Origin of the sequence: Pseudomonas sp. NPDC089401 (assembly GCF_044749485.1) — a bacterium.
In the GTDB taxonomy this organism is placed as follows: domain Bacteria; phylum Pseudomonadota; class Gammaproteobacteria; order Pseudomonadales; family Pseudomonadaceae; genus Aquipseudomonas.
The window spans coordinates 347,989-364,098 of record NZ_JBIVIA010000002.1; the positions used below are offsets into that span (position 1 = coordinate 347,989).

Here is a 16,110-nt window from a genome sequence, read left to right on the forward strand (position 1 = left end):
CGGATGAAAAAACTGTTTCGCTCAAACTCAAGACCCCCGCCCCGGGGCCGATGTGCGCACCATGTAGCCCAGGAGTTTTTCGATGAGCCTCATCTCCATTGGCGTCAGCGGCCTCACGGCGGCGCAGATCGCCCTCACCACCAGCAGCAACAACACCACCAACGCCTACACCGACGGCTATACCCGCCAGGTCGCCAACTTCAGCGAGTCGACCGCGGGCAACGGCGTGCAGGTGTCCAGCGTCAGCCGTGAGTACAACCAGTTCGTCACCACCCAGCTCAACGGCTCGATCAGCGCCGAAAGCGCGCTGTCCACCCAGCAGACCGAGGTCGACCAGATCGACAGCCTGCTGGCCGACAGCGACGCCAGCCTCGACGCACTGCTGCAGAACTTCTTCTCGGCGATCCAGACGCTGACATCCGACGCCAGCGATACCGCGGCCCGCGAGGAAGTGGTGGGCTCCGCCGAAACCCTGGCCAGCCAGTTCAACCAGCTGGGCAGCTACCTTTCGGCCATGGCCGACGACGTCAACAACCAGATCGACGATCAGGTCGACCAGGTCAACGACCTCAGCGAGCAGATTGCCACGCTCAACAACCAGATCAGCCTGACCCAGACCCTGGGCAGCAGCGCCAACGACCTGCTCGACCAGCGCGACCTGCTGGTGAGCCAGCTCAGCGAGCTGGTGGCGGTGGATGTCACCGTGCAGGACAACGGCAGCTACACGGTATCGCTGAGCAACGGCATGGCCCTGGTCTCCGGCAGCGACAGCTTCTCGCTGACCACCCAGCCCTCGGCCAGCGACGCCAGCCAGTCTTCGATCAGCTACGTCGATGCCGCTGGCAACAGCGTCACCCTGGACGACAGCGTGCTCGACAGTGGCTCGCTCGGCGGCCTGATCGAATTCCGCGACACCACCCTGGCCGAAACCCAGAACGAGCTGGGGCTGATGGCCGTGTCGCTGACCCAGGCGTTCAACAGCCTGCAAGCCCAGGGCATCGACCTCAATGGCGACACCGGCACGGCGATGTTCTCGGTGGCCGACCCGGTGGTGACCGGCAACACCGGCAATACCGGCACGGCCACCGCCACCGCCACCTTCAGCGATGACGTCAGCGCCCTGACCAGCAGCGACTACACCGTGACCTGGTCCGACAGCGACGGCTACACGGTCACCCGCAACGACACCGGCGCCAGCGTCGATGCCAGCTACGACAGCGACAGCGGCACCCTCAGCTTCGCCGGCGTCGAGCTGACCCTCAGCGGCACCCCGGCAAACGGCGACAGCTTCCTCGTGCAGCCCACCCGCAACGCCGCCAGCAGCTTCACCTCGCTGCTCACCGAAGGCGAACAGATCGCCGCCGGCACCTCCAGCGGCAGCAGCGACAACACCAACGCCCTGGCCATGCTCGCCCTGCAGACCAGCGACATCGTCGGCGGCAGCGCCACCCTCAGCGAAACCTACTCGTCGCTGGTGAGCAACGTCGGCAGCACTGCCACCCGCGTCGCCGCGCAGCTCGAAACCCAGTCGGCGCTGACCGACCAGCTGACCACCCTGCAACAGTCGGAATCGGGGGTGAACCTCGACGAGGAAGCCGCCAACCTGATCGTCTACCAGCAGTACTACCAGGCCTGCGCGAAGATCGTCGAAGTGGGCACCACGGTGCTCGACACCATCCTCGACATCAACTGATCGCCACCCCAGGAGACCCCGCCATGCGCCTGAGCAGTGCGACCATCTACAACCAGAACCTCAATTCCATGCTGTCCCAGCAGGCCGCCTACCAGGAAGCCGCGCTGGAGGTGTCCAGCGGCACCCGCGTGGTCAACCCGTCGGACGACTCCCTGGCCGCCGCCCAGGCGGTGACCGTGCGCCAGTCGATCGCCGCCAACGAGCAGTACGCCGATTCGCGCGCCGCCATCACCACCTCGCTGTCCCAGGAAGAAAGCACCCTGGACAGCATCAACGACGCCATCACCAGCGCCATGAGCCTGGTGGTGCAGGCCGGCAACGGCACCCTCAGCGACGCCGACCGCGAATCCCTCGCCACTTCGCTGCAAGGCGTCTACGACACCCTGGTGACCCTGGCCAACAGCACCGACAGCAACGGCAATTACCTGTTCTCCGGCTACCAGAGCCAGACCCCGGCGTTTGCCGCAGACGCCGACGGCGCCATGATCTACCAGGGCGACAGCAACGTAGTCAGCCAGCAGGTCAGCGCCACCCAGAGCATGGCCAGCGGCGACAACGGCGCCACGGTGTTCCTGTCGGTGAGCAGCAGCGCCGGCTTCATCGCCGAGGCCGGCGACAACAGCGGCAGCCTGACCTTCAACGGCCCGGATATCGCCGACAGCAGCGCCGCCAACTACGGCGAGGCCTTCACCCTGACCTTCGGCGTCGATGCCGACGGCGCCACCACCTACAGCGTCGACGGCCAGGACCCGGTGGCCTACACCGACGGCGAAACCCTGGAGATCAACGGCCTGAGCCTGACCCTGAGCGGCACCCCGGCCGATGGCGACAGCCTGAGCGTCAGCGCCGCCGCCGATGCCGACCCGGACGTGTTCGCCACCTTGCAGAACCTGATCACGGCGTTGCAGACGCCGATCGAGGACGATGCCGACCAGGCAGCGCTGAGCAACACCCTGTCGACCTCCAGCCGCGAGCTGAGCAATGCCCAGGACAATGTGCTGACGGTGCTGACCTCGGTGGGTACGCGGTTGAGCCAGGTGGATGTGCTCGACACCATCGGCGACGACCTAGCGCTGAGCTACACCGAGCGCCTGTCGGGGCTGGTGGATGCCGACTACACCGAGTCGATCTCGCGCTACGTGACCTTGCAGGTGTCGATGCAGGCGGCCCAGCAGACCTTTGCCAGCGTGCAGCAGCTGTCGCTGTTCGAATACATCTGATGGAGCATGGCACGGGCTGCGCCCGTGTTCGCGGGTAAACCCGCTCCCACAAGGACCGCACAATGCCAAGGGCAGTGAGGTACCTGTGGGAGCCACAGGGACTGCACAATGCTCAAGGGCAGCGAGGTACCTGTGGGAGCGGGTTTACCCGCGAAGAGGCCAGCACAGGTGATCAGGGAGGCCCGAGCCCTGCGATCAGGGCTTCCATGAAGTGCAGCGCCTGATACAGCAACCCCGCCAGAAACTGCCCCAAGTCCCCCACCAACACCGTCAACAGCAACATCCCCACGAACAGCGTCGCCGGAAACCCCACGGAAAACACCGTCAGCTGCGGCGCCACGCGGTTGAGGATGCCCATCGCCAGGTTGATGATCAGCAACGCCCCCACCATCGGCAGCGCCAGCAGCAAACCGCTCAGGAAGATAGTGCCGCCATGGCGCGCCAGCTGGTCGAACGCCTGCGGGTCAAAGCCGAACTGCCCCACCGGCAGGCGGCTGAAGGTCGAGGCCAGCAGCTCCAGCACCATCAGGTGCCCGCCCAACGCCAGAAACATCAGGATCGTCACCAGGCTGAGAAAACGCGACAACACCTGGCTGTTGGTGCCGGTGTCGGCGGAAAAGAACGAAGCGAACGCCAGGCCCATCTGCATGCCGCAGATTTCCCCGGCCATCTCCACCACCGCCAGGGTGATGCGCATGACCATGCCCAGCGACATGCCGATCAGCAACTGCTCCACCACCACCCCCAACCCCGCCCAGGAAATCAGCGGGATCTGCGGCATCGGCGGCAGGTTGGGCGCGAGCAGGAAGGCCAGCAACAGCGAAAGCCCCACCTTCACCTGGCTGGAAATATTCTTGTGCCCCAGGATCGGGTCGCTCATGAAAAACGCCAGCAGCCGGCAGAACGGCCAGAACAGCGCGCTCACCCACAGTTGCAGCTGGTCCCAGCCAAAGGTGATCAACGCCCTCAACCCACCAGTTGCGGCAGGCTGCCGAACAGCGCCCGGGTGTAGTCCACCAGCATCTCCATGAGCGCCGGCCCGGCCAGGATCAGCACCAGGCACACCCCGGCGACCTTGGGGATGAACGACAGGGTCGATTCGTTGATCTGCGTGGCCGCCTGGAACAAGCTCACCAGCAGGCCGATGCACAGGGTCACCAGCAGGATCGGCGCAGCCAGGGCCATGCTCATGCGCATGCCCTTGTAGGCCAGGTCCATCACCATTTCCGGGGTCATCGCAGCCGTCCTCGCAGGGTCATACCGGGTAGAAACTCTGGGCCAGCGAGCCCAGCAGCAGCTGCCAGCCATCCACCAGCACGAACAGCATCAGCTTGAACGGCAGGGAAATGGTCGACGGCGGCACCATCATCATGCCCAGCGCCATCAGCACACTGGCCACCAGCAGGTCGATGATCAGAAACGGGATGAAGATGGTGAAACCGGCCTGGAAGGCGGTTTTCAGTTCGCTGGTGACGAAGGCCGGCAGCAACACGCGCATGGGCAAGTCCTCGGGGCCTTCGAGCTTGTTCAGGCGTGCCAGGCGGGCGTACAGGGCCAGGTCGGTCTGGCGGGTCTGGGCCAGCATGAAGGTGCGAAACGGCTGGCTGCCCTGGTCGAGAAACTGCTCGACGCCGATCTCGTCCTGGGAGAACGGCACCCAGGCGGTCTTGTAGGCCTGCTCCAGGGTCGGCGACATGACGAAGAAGGTCAGGAACAGCGCCAGCCCCAGCAGCACTTGATTGGGTGGCGCGCTGGTGGTGCCGATGGCGGTGCGCAGCAGGCCGAGCACGATGATGATGCGGGTGAAGCCGGTCATCATCAGCAACACCGCCGGCAGAAAAGCCATGGCACTGAGCAGCAGCAAGGTCTGCAGGCTCAGCGACCACTGCTCGCCGCCGGCCTGGCCGGTGAAGCCAGCCAGGCCTTGCAGGGCCGGGGCCGCCTGGGCGGATGGCAGCACGCTCAGCAATAGCAGTGGCATGCAGATCAAGCGCTTGGCAATCATGCGCGCGACTCCGGGCCGCCCTGCTTGAGCGCCTCGACCAGGCGCTGGGCAAAGCCGCGCCCGGCGGTTTCGACCACGGCCTGCGGGTCTGCCGCTGGTGCTTCGAGGTCCGACAGGCAGGTCACCTGCTGGGCCGTGACGCCCAGCACCAGGCGACGCCCCTGCACGTCCACCACCACCACTTTTTCGCGCTGCCCTACCCGCGTGCTGGCCACCACCTGCACCAGCCTGGCGGCGGACGACGGGCGTGCGCCGATGCGAGAAGCCAGCCAGCCGAACAACAGCACGCAGGCCATCACCACGCCCAGGGCCAGGGCGGTCTTGCCGAGCACGCCCAGGCCGACCAGGTTGTCGGCGGGCACGCCGAGGCTGGCGGGCACGGTCAGCGGATTGGCGGTGCTCATCGGTTGAGCTTCTGCACGCGTTCGGACGGCGTGATGATCTCGGTGATGCGGATGCCATAGCGGTCATCCACCACCACCACTTCGCCCTGGGCGACCAGGTAGCTGTTGATCAGGATGTCCATGGGCTCGCCGGCCAGGCCATCGAGGGCCAGCACCGAGCCCTGGGCCAGTTCCAGCAGCTGCTTGATGGTGATGCGCGTGCGCCCCAGCTCGACGCTGAGCTTCACCGGGATGTCCATGATCATTTCCAGCTCGCGCGGCGAGGCCTGCGCCTGCACGGCGCCCAGCGGCTTGAACACGGCGCCAGGCGCGGGGCTGGCGGCAGGCGCCGGTTCGGCGTCCTGCTGCTCGGCCAGGGCCGCGGCCCAGGGGTCTTCGGCGGCGTCGGCGGCACCCTGTTCGGCCAGGGCGCTGGCCCACTCGTCGTCTTCGCGCGGTTCTGGGGTGTTCGGGTCACTCATGATCGGATTCCTTGGCTTTGGGCAGGTGGCCCTTGACGAATCGGCTGGAAGAAGAAGGCTTGCCGATGGAGTGATCGATCAACTCCTTCACCAGCAAGGCGCGGGCGCCGTTGTAGCTGCCGTACTCGCAGGTCATCACCGGTACCCCGTCGACCCGCACCTTGACGCTGTCGGGCAGCTCGATGGGCAGCACGTCGCCGACCTTCAGCGCCATCACCTGGCCCAGGCGCGACTCGACCTCGACGAAGTCGGCGATCAGGTCGACCTGCGACTGGGTGATCTCGTCGGCCATGCGCCGGTTCCACTGGCGCTCCTCCTCGGGGTTGGCGTCGGTCAGCGGGCCGCTGAGCAGCTGGCGCATCGGCTCGATCATCAGGTAGGGAATGACGATGTTGAAATCGCTGGAGAGGTTGCCGACCTCCAGGTGGAAGGTGGCATTGACCACGATTTCGTTGGGCGAGCCGGTGATGTTGGCGAACTTGGCCTGCATCTCCGAACGCAGGTACTCGATCTCCAGCGGGTAGACCGACTTCCAGGCATCGCTGAAGGCATCCACCGCCAGGCCCATCAGGCGGCGGATGATGCGCTGCTCGGTGCTGGTGAACTCGCGCCCCTCGGACTTGGTGACGAAGCGCCCGTCGCCGCCGAACAGGTTGTCGACCACCATGAACACCACGCTCGGCGGGAACACCACCAGGGCGGTGCCGCGCAACGGCTTCATGGCCAGCAGGTTGATGTTCGACGGCATCGGCAGGTGCAGCGAGAACTCGCTGAAGCTCTGGTAGCCGATGTTCTTGAAGGTGATGTCCACGTTACGCCGGATCAGGTTGAACAGGCTCATGCGGAAGTAGCGGGCGAAGCGGCCGTTGATGATGTCGAGGGTGTGCAGCCGCTCGTGGATCACCCGGTGCTGGGTGGCCGGGTCGTAGGGCCGCACCCGCTCCGGGTCGGCGCCCAGGTCGTCGGCGAAGTCGAAGCTGTCGTCGTCGATGCCGCTGGTGTCCAGGTCATCGCCGCCGCGCAGCAGCATGTCGATCTCTTCTTGAGAGAGCATGTCGTTGGTGGACATGGGCTTACTGCACGATGAAGTCGGTGTAGAGCACGCCGAGCAACGCCAGGTCGGGCTGCTCGCTGCTCATGGCCTGGCGCAGCAGGGCGAGGATGCTCGCCGCCAGCGCGTCCTTGCCCGCGGGTGTGGTCAGCGCGCTGCTGTCCTGGCCGCTGAGGGCGGTCAGCAGCTGGCTGCGGATCTTCGGCATGTACAGCTCCAGCAGCTTGCGCGTGGCCTCGTCGCCGACTTCGAGGTTGAAGCCGACATACAGCATGTTCGCCTCGCCATCGGGGCTGCGCAGGTTGACGGTCATCGGCGCAACGCTGACCAGCAGCGGCGCCTGCGGCACCTTGCGGGCCGCGCCGAGGTGCTGGGCATGGGCCCGCTCGCGCATCACGTAGGCGTACACACCGGCGGAACTGGCCGCAGCGGCGACCAGGGCAATGGGGATGAACCAGAGCCAGACTTTCTTGGTGGTGGGCATGGGCTGCAGCCTTGGGGGAGCGATTCGAAAGGGCGCAAGTATGAACAGCGGGCGGGAGGGGTTAAGGCGGGATTAGCGGGGGTTATGCGGCTTAGCTTGTGGCTTTGGTCACGGACTGAAGGCTGGCATGGTCTCCTGTGGCAGCAAGCTCTTGCTCGCTCCTGCAGGGACCGCGCGAACGCGAAGGCAGTGCAGCCCTGCGAGAGCAACTGTCTTGCTCAATTTCTAGAATCTAGCGCGTCCCCTGTGGGAGCGGGCTTGCCCGCGAACACCGGCAAAGCCGGTGCCAGCCAGCGCTATGGAACATCGGCGGACTCAACCTAAACGACCGAACAGCCAGTCACAGCACCGTCATATCAGATAGTGGAGTCGAACCGGATAAATGCATCCTGTTCGACGTAGTACACAAACGCCTCCAGCAACTGCTGGAGCGTTGAATTCGGTATCTGCGCTCTGGCATTTGCAACGATATCTTCGATCGTGTCGCTGTCGAGCACTTCCTGCCAATGGTTCTGCCGTGCCACCTGAGGCGTAGGGTCGTCGGCCGGGTCTGCGTCTTTGTCGTCCAATGCAAACACCCCCTGTGTTGCGAGCCCCCAGGGTTGTGCGGGAAGGTAAAGCCAACCCGCGTGATGACCGGGGGCTTGAAGGATTTGCTCCAGTGTCACGAGGTCCATGTGATTGTCTCCATGGCGAGTCAACGGCTAATAGAATGGAAGCGCTTGCGTTACAGCGACCTGCCTGATTGCACCATGAGGTGCTGCCCATTCGGAAATGATGCCCAACACACGGTCCATATCGGCAGAAATCAGGTCATAGGCACCCCAGCCGTGTTCGCCGGAACGGACGTTCACGCCGAAAAAACAGCAGCGTGACAAAAGATACTCATAGAGTTCCGCCCCCATCACGCGGCAATCACTCTCCAAAAAGGAAGAAAGCAGAGACGGCGCTGGAGGGGCTACAGCACGGTACCTGGACAGCACCTTGTGCTTTTTGCACTGCAGCACATAACGGTCATGTTCTTCCAGTAGTGGCTCCAATGCGCCACGCTCAGCCATGAAGATAAACGACGGGCATCCCATTTGGTCGAACGTGCCAGGCCTGCACATACACTGCTTGAAGTAATCCCAGAAATAGCAGGCATCGAGCAAGCGGTGCATAAACGCGTGCGATGCCTGCGTTGCCCGGAATCCGACCTCGCCCGTGTCGCTCACTGCCGCCAGCGTCAGAAATTCATCATCTTCGTTAGCCGGCAAGCCTCTGATGAAGTCACATGACGAAAATCGGAATACGCGAAACTTATCCCTGTAAACAACCAAGTCATACCTTGACATCGACCAGACTTAACCTCTTCAAACTAGCGCCAATCTTAATTATCCAAGTTGCAGGAAGAAGCCAGCTGCCTCATCAGCCTCACCCGCAATGAAACCATCACTGAGCAGGAGATAGCCCATTCCATCGGACAGCACACCTTTGTTGCCGGGCAAAGCGTTGTCCAGCTCTGCACCATAGATCGACACACGACGCCTGGCGTTTGCCAGGCGCAGAGGTGCCTGCAGCCAGGCATCGACCCCCTCCAGCTTGGAAGCGAGGTTTTCGTCATCATCCTCATCGTCGGCCAACAAGATCGCCACGCGACCGCAGCCGATTATTTTCCCAGGCGCTTCATCACGCAGGTCAGGCTGGCGCAGGTAGCTCAGCACAACGGCCTGCGAGCCGCCATCCTTGAGCCGTAATGACCGATAGTGGCCCACGTCGCCCGGCGTGTACGGGATGAAAACCGAAATCCAGCGTGCCGCTTCATGGGCACCGAGCCATCGGGCTGGAAGGGCCAGCAGGTGAACCAGTGGCGTGCCATCGGCGGAGCTAGGCCAAGGCATGTGCGCTGGCAGATACGCGCCGCCGCCGGCGTATCCATCTTCGGCGGTAGGTGATGCTGTGGTGAACACCAACTCCTTGTACATCTGCATTCTTCCTGACTATCTGACTGAGGCGCTCACTGGCGAGCGCCGATTGTTTCCAGGACCATCAACTCCGCCATCCGCTGGGCATCGATACCCGGATGCTGCAAGCAGCCGTCTTCCTAGGCAAAGGTATCGCCATCAGCGAGTGCATTCAGGTAACTGTCGACTGCTTGGAAATCCACCTCGGGAGGCAGATCCACGGAGAACAGCGAAAAAGCCGAACTGACCGAGCAGCGACCGCCGCGGGCGGTGATGTCCTTCACCACTTGAGCCTTTAGGTCTTGATCCTCGACGAAGACCCTCAACGTATAATGGCCACTCCGATACAACAGATCAGTGACGACGGACTCCCCATCTACCTGCTCAATCTTCACTACGTCCCCTTTGCTCACGCCATAGACGTATACAGGCACGTTATCCACCTTGTACTGGTTCGGCCCGACCTGGACTCCCCAGACGGACTCGAACGACACTCCAGGATATCCGTCCTCATCCTGGGTCAGTTTGAACACGATTTTCTCATAGTGATCCATTGACTGCCTCGCTCATCTTGGACGCTGGTTACTCCACTATGGGCCCTAAAGCGCGGCAACAGGACAAGCGTCCCCTCGTCCAGCCTGCGCCACTATTAGAGTCAGTTAATCGAACCAGACATCTTCGTAACCGTTCCTGTCAATGATGAAGTTAGAGCCCTCAGGAAGGTACAAATACTTCACCACTTCTGGAAAGTCCTCTACCAGGTGATCAGTATGAAGCGGCTGAAAAAAATCATCGGCTTCTGAAAAATTTCCACAGTAAAAAAACCAACTAATTTCGCCATTTTTCGCATCTCGAATGCGAGTACCATAAATCGGAGAATCGCTTAGCGTATGGAGCGCTACAGCTACTCGGTCTTCGGGCGCCCTAGGTGTGACACCGTAACATTTACAGACATCTGCCTGGCCACTATTCACTCACGTTCTCTCGCCATCATCATCCCTCTCCAATTCAACCGCTACTCAAAATTCTTGCAATTACGCCCTTGAAATCCGGATCTTTCTTTTGCATGCGAATCACATCGAGCCCCAACGCCACCCCTTCCCTCCCCTCGGGTGTCGAAAGAGGAAATAAGTCCTCAAAAAACCTTACGGCATCATTAATGTCATAGCATCGAGCGATTAAGTCCCCCACGTGCCAGCAAGTCTCTATTACTGCGTAGTTCTGGTAATTTGATCTCAAAACTTTCAGTGCTTTATTTTTCTGCTCGCGCGTAACAGCATACATACAAACCTGTAGATTCAGATAAAATATATGCATGCCCGGCTTGTTATAAAGATCCGCAGTTGAAAAAATATCTAGCCACAGACTGAAGCACGAATCAGGGATTTCAGAATAGCTCGAAATGATATCATCATATCTTTTGGCCTCAGCCAATATCTTCTTTTTTGCACCTTTCCCTGAAATCGCTGATAGATTTGACTTGATTTCTTCCATCATAAGATAGCCTCACCTTATCTTCGTCGGAGTCTGTTTCCTAGGGTAGCAAGGCTCGCTCCTCCCAGTGGCCACTGCGAATCAATGCACTTATACTATTAACAAAGATCATTATAGGAACTGGCGTCGTCTCCCACGAAGACGTCCAGATATTTTTAGACCAGCTAAAAAGTGCCTAATTACTTATTACGACTCCACCCTGGACGCTATAAGCAACCAAGCCTTAAAATTAGCCATCAATTTTTTAACCATAAAAGTAGTCGATATACCTTTCAAAATTTTCCTTGCCTAAAATCGGCATCACACGCTCTTGCATACGAGCTAAGAAATCCTCAGAGACTCCATCGTCGTCGGACACATCAAATATATGAAACTCGCCATAAATGATATCAATGGTTTTTGCAAGTGCCATTAAAAAATCAGCAAGTGATGACGCAATCTTGAATGGCGCAACTGCATCATAGCTGGCAAAGATCGGGGTGTTTTCCTCGTTGCAGACAGCAATGATTGGTTTTCCTCCGCCATTATCATCCATAATAACAACGTAGCTTTTCGACCATGCTTCGTTTTCCAACTTTATCCCATACTGGTTTACCCAACGATATCCAACTTGTGCATTGCGCAAGATACTGATTGAAAATAGTTTCAACGGCGTAAGACCCGTTTCGAATTTTACATCTGACGGTTCGCTTAGGGTGTAAAGAGAATCAAGCTCAGTGGATGAAGGGAGCTCATGTGGCCAAGCATCACACTTCGCATTAAACTTTCCTGCGACGCCATATTTTGCATGAATGGTTTTTAGCTCTTCAATCGAGTCATTTAATCCAATCATCCTCCTGACCTCCTGTTCATTTGGGAAACGTGAGCTCAAAAATCATCGAGCATTTTCACCAGCAGGTTCCTCCTGGATATTAGACTTGAAGGCGAGCTGACCCTCAGTGACAATACTGCTCTCAAGATCAAGAAGAAACTTATCCAAATTATTTGCTTTCGTCCTGAGCCGCCACCAGGTCGCCCTAGTCGTCGTAGTGGTACGCGCACAACTGGCGTAGAGGCTTGCCTTCAACCGGTCACCAAGGGCTGATCAGAATCGCCTTCGAGGAAGCTAGAGCATGAAATTTATTTATACTTAACCCTTCATTTAAATCTGGACGAGTGCAACACTCGTCCAATAACACGTCAAAATGACTTTACAACTCAAGCACGCACCAACATTTCACACCTTAAATGGATGCATATAGACCTCAGAGTGCTCTAGCTGCTCAATTTGTTCAATCTCACCACTACCTTCGTGCTTAAATTCTTCATTTAGCTTTTTTAGCATACGCCTTTCGGCGCTCGGATTTTTTCTATTGTAAAAAACATCCTCACCTTTGATATCACTGCTCGCAATAAGCTTATCAAATGCGGAGTTAATTAATGGACTCCCACAAAATATGAGAGACCCTACCTCCTCGCATTCAAACTTCAAATAAGCGATAGCCTTTTTTAGAGCAATAATTTCTCCCTGACTTAGCATTACTTGCCTTTCTGAAGTCTTATTCACAGCCTTTACCTCTTCGGGTCGCAATTTGAGAATTTGTCATTTCAAGACGCTGCTCATACGGAATCTCGCTCATAGTACCATAAGGATTTTTCCCTGCATGGACAACTTCCCCCAACTTCAAAGGCCCCTTGTGAACATACTCATAATGGCTATCCTTTTCAATATTAGCCATTTGAACCGAGTTCGCCTTGAAAACGACGGCATACTCTTCACGACCGACGTGCCTAACATCATTAATGAAAATATTACTTGCCACATCCTCGGGAGCCATCAGAGTGTCCGTCACATACACTTTCCCTTGGCTATTAGGTTTAATAACACCTGAACCCATAATGCTTTTTAAGCTTTTTTCATCAGTGTAGTGAATAAATATATTGCTCGCACTAAGACCAAACGCGTCGGTCCAACTGATTGGATTCACTGCATACTGGTAAATATTTGAGCCGCCAGCGAACCCTATAGGATCCCGGCTAATGAACCGTCCTACTCCTGGCTCGTAGTAACGATATCGATTGTAGTGCAAACCTGTTTCATGATCATAGAATTGGCCAAGGAAGCGGAGCGGGTTACTCAGCCCCTGCTGACGCGCCCATTCCGAACGTTCTTCACGCACCTCGCCCCACGCCTTGTACTGGCCTGCCCAAGCGATATTGCCCTGCTCGTCAGTCAGCTCCATCGGCGTGCCCAGGTGATCGCACTGGTACCAGGCAATCGCGTCGAAGTCCTGCGCGTTCATCTGCGTCTGCCACAGCGGATCCTGATCGAAATCGTATTCCCGCTGACTCCAATCCGGCTGCTTGTGCAGCACGATCGGGCGCTTGCGCAAAGCCTGCGCCACCGGCACGAAGCGGCCTGGTTCGTACAGGTAGTGCACGGTACGCCCGGTATCGCCGTCATCCCGCGGCGGTGAGCTTTCCCACGCCAGGTTATCGCCGTCCCAGCCAAACAGCGTGAAGCCACATTCCAGCTCACGCTGGCGCTTCGCACGCTGCATCTGGTTCCAGCCAGTACCCGCTTCCGGTCGATCCCAATAGTGCGCGACCGAGTTCTTGTACAGACGCCGCCCCAAGGCGTCGTAGCCGAAATCGACCTTGAGCTTGTCGTCGTTGTAACTAGCCAACCGGTCAAACAAATCCCAGGTGAAGTGAGCGTGCGAGCCGTTGTGCAGGCGGTGCACTAGGTTGCCACGCTCGTCGTACTTGTAATGGGTGCCGGCGTACTCGCGCAGCAGGTTGTCCATCAGCTTGTTGCGACGTGGGTTGGCCTCCAGTGGGCGGTTCAGCTCTTGGGTTTTCTGGTCCAGCAGGTTACCGGCCGGGTCGAAGGCGAACGTCTCGACACCCAAACGGCTGGTGGCCTGGAGCAAGCGGCCCACTGGGTCGTACTGATACTCCAGCTGGCCGCGACGAGTGTCGTGGATATTGGTCAACTCGCCCGCAGCGTCGTACCGGTATTGACGCTTGAGCAACGTGGACTGACCGTCATGGCTACCCAACCACTGCTCCTGCAAACGCCCGGCTGGATCCCAGGCCTGGGTCTGCATGAGCTTGTTGCCTTGGTGCCGCACAACCTCACGGTGCAGGTCATCACGCTCGTAGGCGAGCATCTCGTGGTGATCGAGTGTCATGCCCAGCAAGTGGCCGCTGCCATAGTTCAACCAACTGACCTTGTGCCCATCCGGGCGTATGGTCGAGACACGCTGACTGAGCGTGTCGTACTCATGCTGCCACACTGCGGCCATCGGCGTGTCGGTGGCCAAATAGTGCTGATGTTTTCGGGTCGGGTTGCCCACCTCATCATGGAACCACTGCAACTTGCTGGCGACGTGGATGGCTAGTTGATTGGCCTGCTTACTCAACACTTCTTTACCCGGCTTACGCCGTAAACATCACGCTCAAACTAATCTTCCTAACTTGCAACAGCAGGCAACACTCTAAACACAAAACCACCACGAAACATTATTCATACACCCATCAACTCAACAACGTGTAATCACCAAGATCTTTTAAAAACACCCATATACAAATTAGTTAACAAATGCATCTTCTGTGAATTCGATGACATACCAATTCACTGCCACTAGAAAAACCCCCTCTTCATCGGAAAAAAAATATTCCATCCCATAGCACTCTTCCATTATTCTCGAAAGCTCCCGAGCATCACTGATCACCACCACCGTATTTTTATTTCTACTATCCTGTTCAAAGAACAAATAACCCGGCTTACCCCTAAATGAACGAGAGAAACCAAATTCATTTTCATCAGTTGGCATCGTACGGGAACTCTCACCTATACTCAAATGCCCCGCTGCCTTCCAAGGTTTATACCTCGCTAGTACAGCAGCTATATACTGTGCCGCAATATACTCTTGAAGAAGATAGGCTTCTACACCTACAGCCTTTGCTGCCCTCAATACTTCATGAGCATGACTAAGCGGATGAATCGACATAATCACCACCTGACAGCTGAAATTTCATCAAGGAAAATTTGTCATCTTGTTCTTGGCTTTCCTGATGCCTGATAGACATAACAGGGAGCCCAGCCAGCGAGTGACGACTGCCATAGGTCAGCCAAATGATTTTATGTCCATCCGTGCGAATGGTCGAAATATGCTGACTGAGGGAACATTGTCAAGATAGCCTTCAAACAGGTATTCCCTCCGAGACATCTCACCAGCGAGGCATCTCATCCATAGATCGAAGTCTTACCGGCCTCTTTCCACCTGACAACTCTTGAAGTTTAGCAATTAGAATCTCAGAATCTTTGGCGAAAGCAGTAAATGCAGCCCATCCAAATTCCCCAGCAATGTTGCGAATACAGACATAATCACAACCCTCAATAAGGTCAACATATAAATCATCGTCAATTCTTCTTTGTGGACCATCAAGAAACGCCGAAAGCCTGCTAGGCTTTGGCATTTCCATTTCTCTGTACTTAGACACCACCTTGAATTTCTTCATTTTCAAGACATACTCATCATGCTCATCTACAAGGCGAGAAAACCCTCCTTTATTATCTTTGAACAAAAACATGGGAATGGATTTTCCGCGGCACTCTCCTGACCTAAACACCACCCCCGATTGGCCAGATGAGTAACAAGCACTCGCGAATTCGCGTATAGTTCTCTCCGTAACCGCGCTGATATCGAACCCGATTTCCGGACCCGACCCTCTCGCAGTGACAAGTAAAAAAACATCATCATCGCGCGCAGGAATTTTACTTATGCTTTCACTAGTACCTTTCTTAAACTCTCTGAAAGCTGCTTGGCAATAGATAATTCCTGACAATTCACTCATAAAGCATCCCTTATACCAAACGGCGCAACCTTCGTCTCAGATAGAAACGAGGTCGCACCTAACAGGTCATCCCCAGATCCAACCTCCATAATAAATCATCGAATCAGGCGAGCCCACTACCCCATCGCAAATCTATGTATGGCGTAAAGCCTTCAATATTTATAAATGCTGACTCACAAACAATCGAAAACTTATCTCCTCGAATTAAAATAACTGCCTTCTCAGAGGACGCATCAATTTTTGGACTGCATTGAAAACCTAAGCCGGAGACATCAACTTTTAAACTTTCAATTTCACAGAATTCCAGCGAGATACTCATTGCGTTGTATCCCTTATTTTTCCATTTTTCGGGATATTTCTCAGGCAACCCTTTAATCACAAAGGTAAAACTCACCGACGTGGTACTGTTGAAGCCAAATCTTTCCAGCTCAACTTCATCCAAATCTAGAGCGCCGCCAAACATATGATCTACTTTGCCCTTATTAAAAGCATAATCTAGCCACATGCAAACAC

General features: G+C 57.1%; 19 protein-coding genes and 1 pseudogene. 2 read left to right on the forward strand and 18 right to left on the reverse strand.

The features are described 5' to 3' along the window. The first annotated feature begins 82 nt into the window (after nucleotides 1–82). Both flgK and flgL read left to right on the forward strand, forming a co-directional pair. The gene (flgK, locus tag ACIP21_RS05785; RefSeq protein ID WP_400685040.1) at nucleotides 83–1,693 is read left to right on the forward strand and encodes a flagellar hook-associated protein FlgK; all 1,611 of its coding nucleotides are present in this window, start codon (nucleotides 83–85) and stop codon (nucleotides 1,691–1,693) included. A 23-nt stretch (nucleotides 1,694–1,716) separates the two neighbouring features. After that, nucleotides 1,717–2,913 (forward strand): flagellar hook-associated protein FlgL, encoded by a 1,197-nt coding sequence (gene flgL / locus ACIP21_RS05790; RefSeq protein ID WP_400685042.1) that lies wholly within the window; start codon nucleotides 1,717–1,719, stop codon nucleotides 2,911–2,913. Between the two features lie 172 nt (nucleotides 2,914–3,085). Here flgL and fliR read toward each other — a convergent pair whose 3' ends face one another. The 18 genes and pseudogenes from fliR to ACIP21_RS05880 all read right to left on the reverse strand — a co-directional run bounded on the left by fliR (nucleotide 3,086) and on the right by ACIP21_RS05880 (nucleotide 16,102). Then, nucleotides 3,086–3,874 carry a flagellar biosynthetic protein FliR gene (gene fliR, locus ACIP21_RS05795; RefSeq protein ID WP_400685044.1) on the reverse strand — a complete coding sequence of 263 codons (789 nt, stop codon included), beginning with the start codon at nucleotides 3,872–3,874 and terminating at the stop codon, nucleotides 3,086–3,088. Nucleotides 3,875–3,879: 5 nt separating this feature from the next. Further along, entirely contained in the window at nucleotides 3,880–4,149 is a 270-nt protein-coding gene (gene fliQ / locus ACIP21_RS05800) for a flagellar biosynthesis protein FliQ (protein WP_400685046.1), read from the reverse strand. Between the two features lie 19 nt (nucleotides 4,150–4,168). Continuing rightward, the gene (fliP, locus tag ACIP21_RS05805; protein WP_400685049.1) at nucleotides 4,169–4,918 is read right to left on the reverse strand and encodes a flagellar type III secretion system pore protein FliP; all 750 of its coding nucleotides are present in this window, start codon (nucleotides 4,916–4,918) and stop codon (nucleotides 4,169–4,171) included. Then, nucleotides 4,915–5,322: a flagellar biosynthetic protein FliO gene (gene fliO, locus ACIP21_RS05810; RefSeq protein WP_400685051.1), complete on the reverse strand. Its 408-nt coding sequence runs from the start codon at nucleotides 5,320–5,322 to the stop codon at nucleotides 4,915–4,917. Before fliO ends, fliP begins: the two co-directional genes overlap by 4 nt. After that, on the reverse strand, nucleotides 5,319–5,783 hold the full coding sequence (gene fliN, locus ACIP21_RS05815) for a flagellar motor switch protein FliN (protein WP_400685054.1): 465 nt from the start codon (nucleotides 5,781–5,783) through the stop codon (nucleotides 5,319–5,321). The genes fliO and fliN overlap by 4 nt, the downstream gene beginning before the upstream one ends. Further along, nucleotides 5,776–6,852, reverse strand: coding sequence for a flagellar motor switch protein FliM (gene fliM, locus ACIP21_RS05820; protein ID WP_400685057.1), 1,077 nt, complete (start codon nucleotides 6,850–6,852; stop codon nucleotides 5,776–5,778). The genes fliN and fliM overlap by 8 nt, the downstream gene beginning before the upstream one ends. A 4-nt stretch (nucleotides 6,853–6,856) precedes the next feature. Then, nucleotides 6,857–7,318 carry a flagellar basal body-associated FliL family protein gene (locus ACIP21_RS05825; RefSeq protein WP_400685060.1) on the reverse strand — a complete coding sequence of 154 codons (462 nt, stop codon included), beginning with the start codon at nucleotides 7,316–7,318 and terminating at the stop codon, nucleotides 6,857–6,859. A gap of 356 nt (nucleotides 7,319–7,674) precedes the next feature. Further along, nucleotides 7,675–7,995 carry a hypothetical protein gene (locus ACIP21_RS05830; protein WP_400685062.1) on the reverse strand — a complete coding sequence of 107 codons (321 nt, stop codon included), beginning with the start codon at nucleotides 7,993–7,995 and terminating at the stop codon, nucleotides 7,675–7,677. Between the two features lie 27 nt (nucleotides 7,996–8,022). Then, on the reverse strand, nucleotides 8,023–8,637 hold the full coding sequence (locus ACIP21_RS05835) for a hypothetical protein (protein WP_400685065.1): 615 nt from the start codon (nucleotides 8,635–8,637) through the stop codon (nucleotides 8,023–8,025). Between the two features lie 54 nt (nucleotides 8,638–8,691). Continuing rightward, nucleotides 8,692–9,282, reverse strand: coding sequence for a hypothetical protein (locus tag ACIP21_RS05840; protein ID WP_400685068.1), 591 nt, complete (start codon nucleotides 9,280–9,282; stop codon nucleotides 8,692–8,694). Between the two features lie 119 nt (nucleotides 9,283–9,401). Next, entirely contained in the window at nucleotides 9,402–9,815 is a 414-nt protein-coding gene (locus tag ACIP21_RS05845) for a DUF4265 domain-containing protein (RefSeq protein ID WP_400685071.1), read from the reverse strand. A gap of 454 nt (nucleotides 9,816–10,269) precedes the next feature. After that, nucleotides 10,270–10,758 carry a hypothetical protein gene (locus ACIP21_RS05850; protein WP_400685074.1) on the reverse strand — a complete coding sequence of 163 codons (489 nt, stop codon included), beginning with the start codon at nucleotides 10,756–10,758 and terminating at the stop codon, nucleotides 10,270–10,272. Between the two features lie 241 nt (nucleotides 10,759–10,999). After that, nucleotides 11,000–11,587, reverse strand: coding sequence for a hypothetical protein (locus ACIP21_RS05855; protein ID WP_400685076.1), 588 nt, complete (start codon nucleotides 11,585–11,587; stop codon nucleotides 11,000–11,002). Nucleotides 11,588–11,971: 384 nt separating this feature from the next. Further along, nucleotides 11,972–12,301: a hypothetical protein gene (locus ACIP21_RS05860; RefSeq protein ID WP_400685079.1), complete on the reverse strand. Its 330-nt coding sequence runs from the start codon at nucleotides 12,299–12,301 to the stop codon at nucleotides 11,972–11,974. A gap of 382 nt (nucleotides 12,302–12,683) precedes the next feature. Beyond that, nucleotides 12,684–14,135 (reverse strand): annotated as a pseudogene (locus ACIP21_RS05865) (RHS repeat-associated core domain-containing protein); the annotation flags it as partial. Nucleotides 14,136–14,327: 192 nt separating this feature from the next. After that, nucleotides 14,328–14,750 carry a hypothetical protein gene (locus ACIP21_RS05870; protein ID WP_400685081.1) on the reverse strand — a complete coding sequence of 141 codons (423 nt, stop codon included), beginning with the start codon at nucleotides 14,748–14,750 and terminating at the stop codon, nucleotides 14,328–14,330. A gap of 220 nt (nucleotides 14,751–14,970) precedes the next feature. Next, nucleotides 14,971–15,597 carry a hypothetical protein gene (locus ACIP21_RS05875; protein WP_400685083.1) on the reverse strand — a complete coding sequence of 209 codons (627 nt, stop codon included), beginning with the start codon at nucleotides 15,595–15,597 and terminating at the stop codon, nucleotides 14,971–14,973. Nucleotides 15,598–15,700: 103 nt separating this feature from the next. Next, nucleotides 15,701–16,102: an Imm50 family immunity protein gene (locus tag ACIP21_RS05880; RefSeq protein ID WP_400685086.1), complete on the reverse strand. Its 402-nt coding sequence runs from the start codon at nucleotides 16,100–16,102 to the stop codon at nucleotides 15,701–15,703. Between the last annotated feature and the right edge of the window lie 8 nt (nucleotides 16,103–16,110).

Bases quoted from the DNA above. Each gene is read 5' to 3' on its own strand.
- flgK (WP_400685040.1), top strand. From the start codon at position 83: ATGAGCCTCATCTCCATTGGCGTCAGCGGCCTCACGGCGGCGCAGATC.
- flgL (WP_400685042.1), top strand. From the start codon at position 1,717: ATGCGCCTGAGCAGTGCGACCATCTACAACCAGAACCTCAATTCCATG.
- fliQ (WP_400685046.1), bottom strand. From the start codon at position 4,149: ATGACCCCGGAAATGGTGATGGACCTGGCCTACAAGGGCATGCGCATG.
- fliP (WP_400685049.1), bottom strand. From the start codon at position 4,918: ATGATTGCCAAGCGCTTGATCTGCATGCCACTGCTATTGCTGAGCGTG.
- fliO (WP_400685051.1), bottom strand. From the start codon at position 5,322: ATGAGCACCGCCAATCCGCTGACCGTGCCCGCCAGCCTCGGCGTGCCC.
- fliN (WP_400685054.1), bottom strand. From the start codon at position 5,783: ATGAGTGACCCGAACACCCCAGAACCGCGCGAAGACGACGAGTGGGCC.
- fliM (WP_400685057.1), bottom strand. From the start codon at position 6,852: ATGTCCACCAACGACATGCTCTCTCAAGAAGAGATCGACATGCTGCTG.
- ACIP21_RS05825 (WP_400685060.1), bottom strand. From the start codon at position 7,318: ATGCCCACCACCAAGAAAGTCTGGCTCTGGTTCATCCCCATTGCCCTG.
- ACIP21_RS05830 (WP_400685062.1), bottom strand. From the start codon at position 7,995: ATGGACCTCGTGACACTGGAGCAAATCCTTCAAGCCCCCGGTCATCAC.
- ACIP21_RS05840 (WP_400685068.1), bottom strand. From the start codon at position 9,282: ATGTACAAGGAGTTGGTGTTCACCACAGCATCACCTACCGCCGAAGAT.
- ACIP21_RS05845 (WP_400685071.1), bottom strand. From the start codon at position 9,815: ATGGATCACTATGAGAAAATCGTGTTCAAACTGACCCAGGATGAGGAC.
- ACIP21_RS05850 (WP_400685074.1), bottom strand. From the start codon at position 10,758: ATGATGGAAGAAATCAAGTCAAATCTATCAGCGATTTCAGGGAAAGGT.
- ACIP21_RS05855 (WP_400685076.1), bottom strand. From the start codon at position 11,587: ATGATTGGATTAAATGACTCGATTGAAGAGCTAAAAACCATTCATGCA.
- ACIP21_RS05870 (WP_400685081.1), bottom strand. From the start codon at position 14,750: ATGTCGATTCATCCGCTTAGTCATGCTCATGAAGTATTGAGGGCAGCA.
- ACIP21_RS05875 (WP_400685083.1), bottom strand. From the start codon at position 15,597: ATGAGTGAATTGTCAGGAATTATCTATTGCCAAGCAGCTTTCAGAGAG.
- ACIP21_RS05880 (WP_400685086.1), bottom strand. From the start codon at position 16,102: ATGTGGCTAGATTATGCTTTTAATAAGGGCAAAGTAGATCATATGTTT.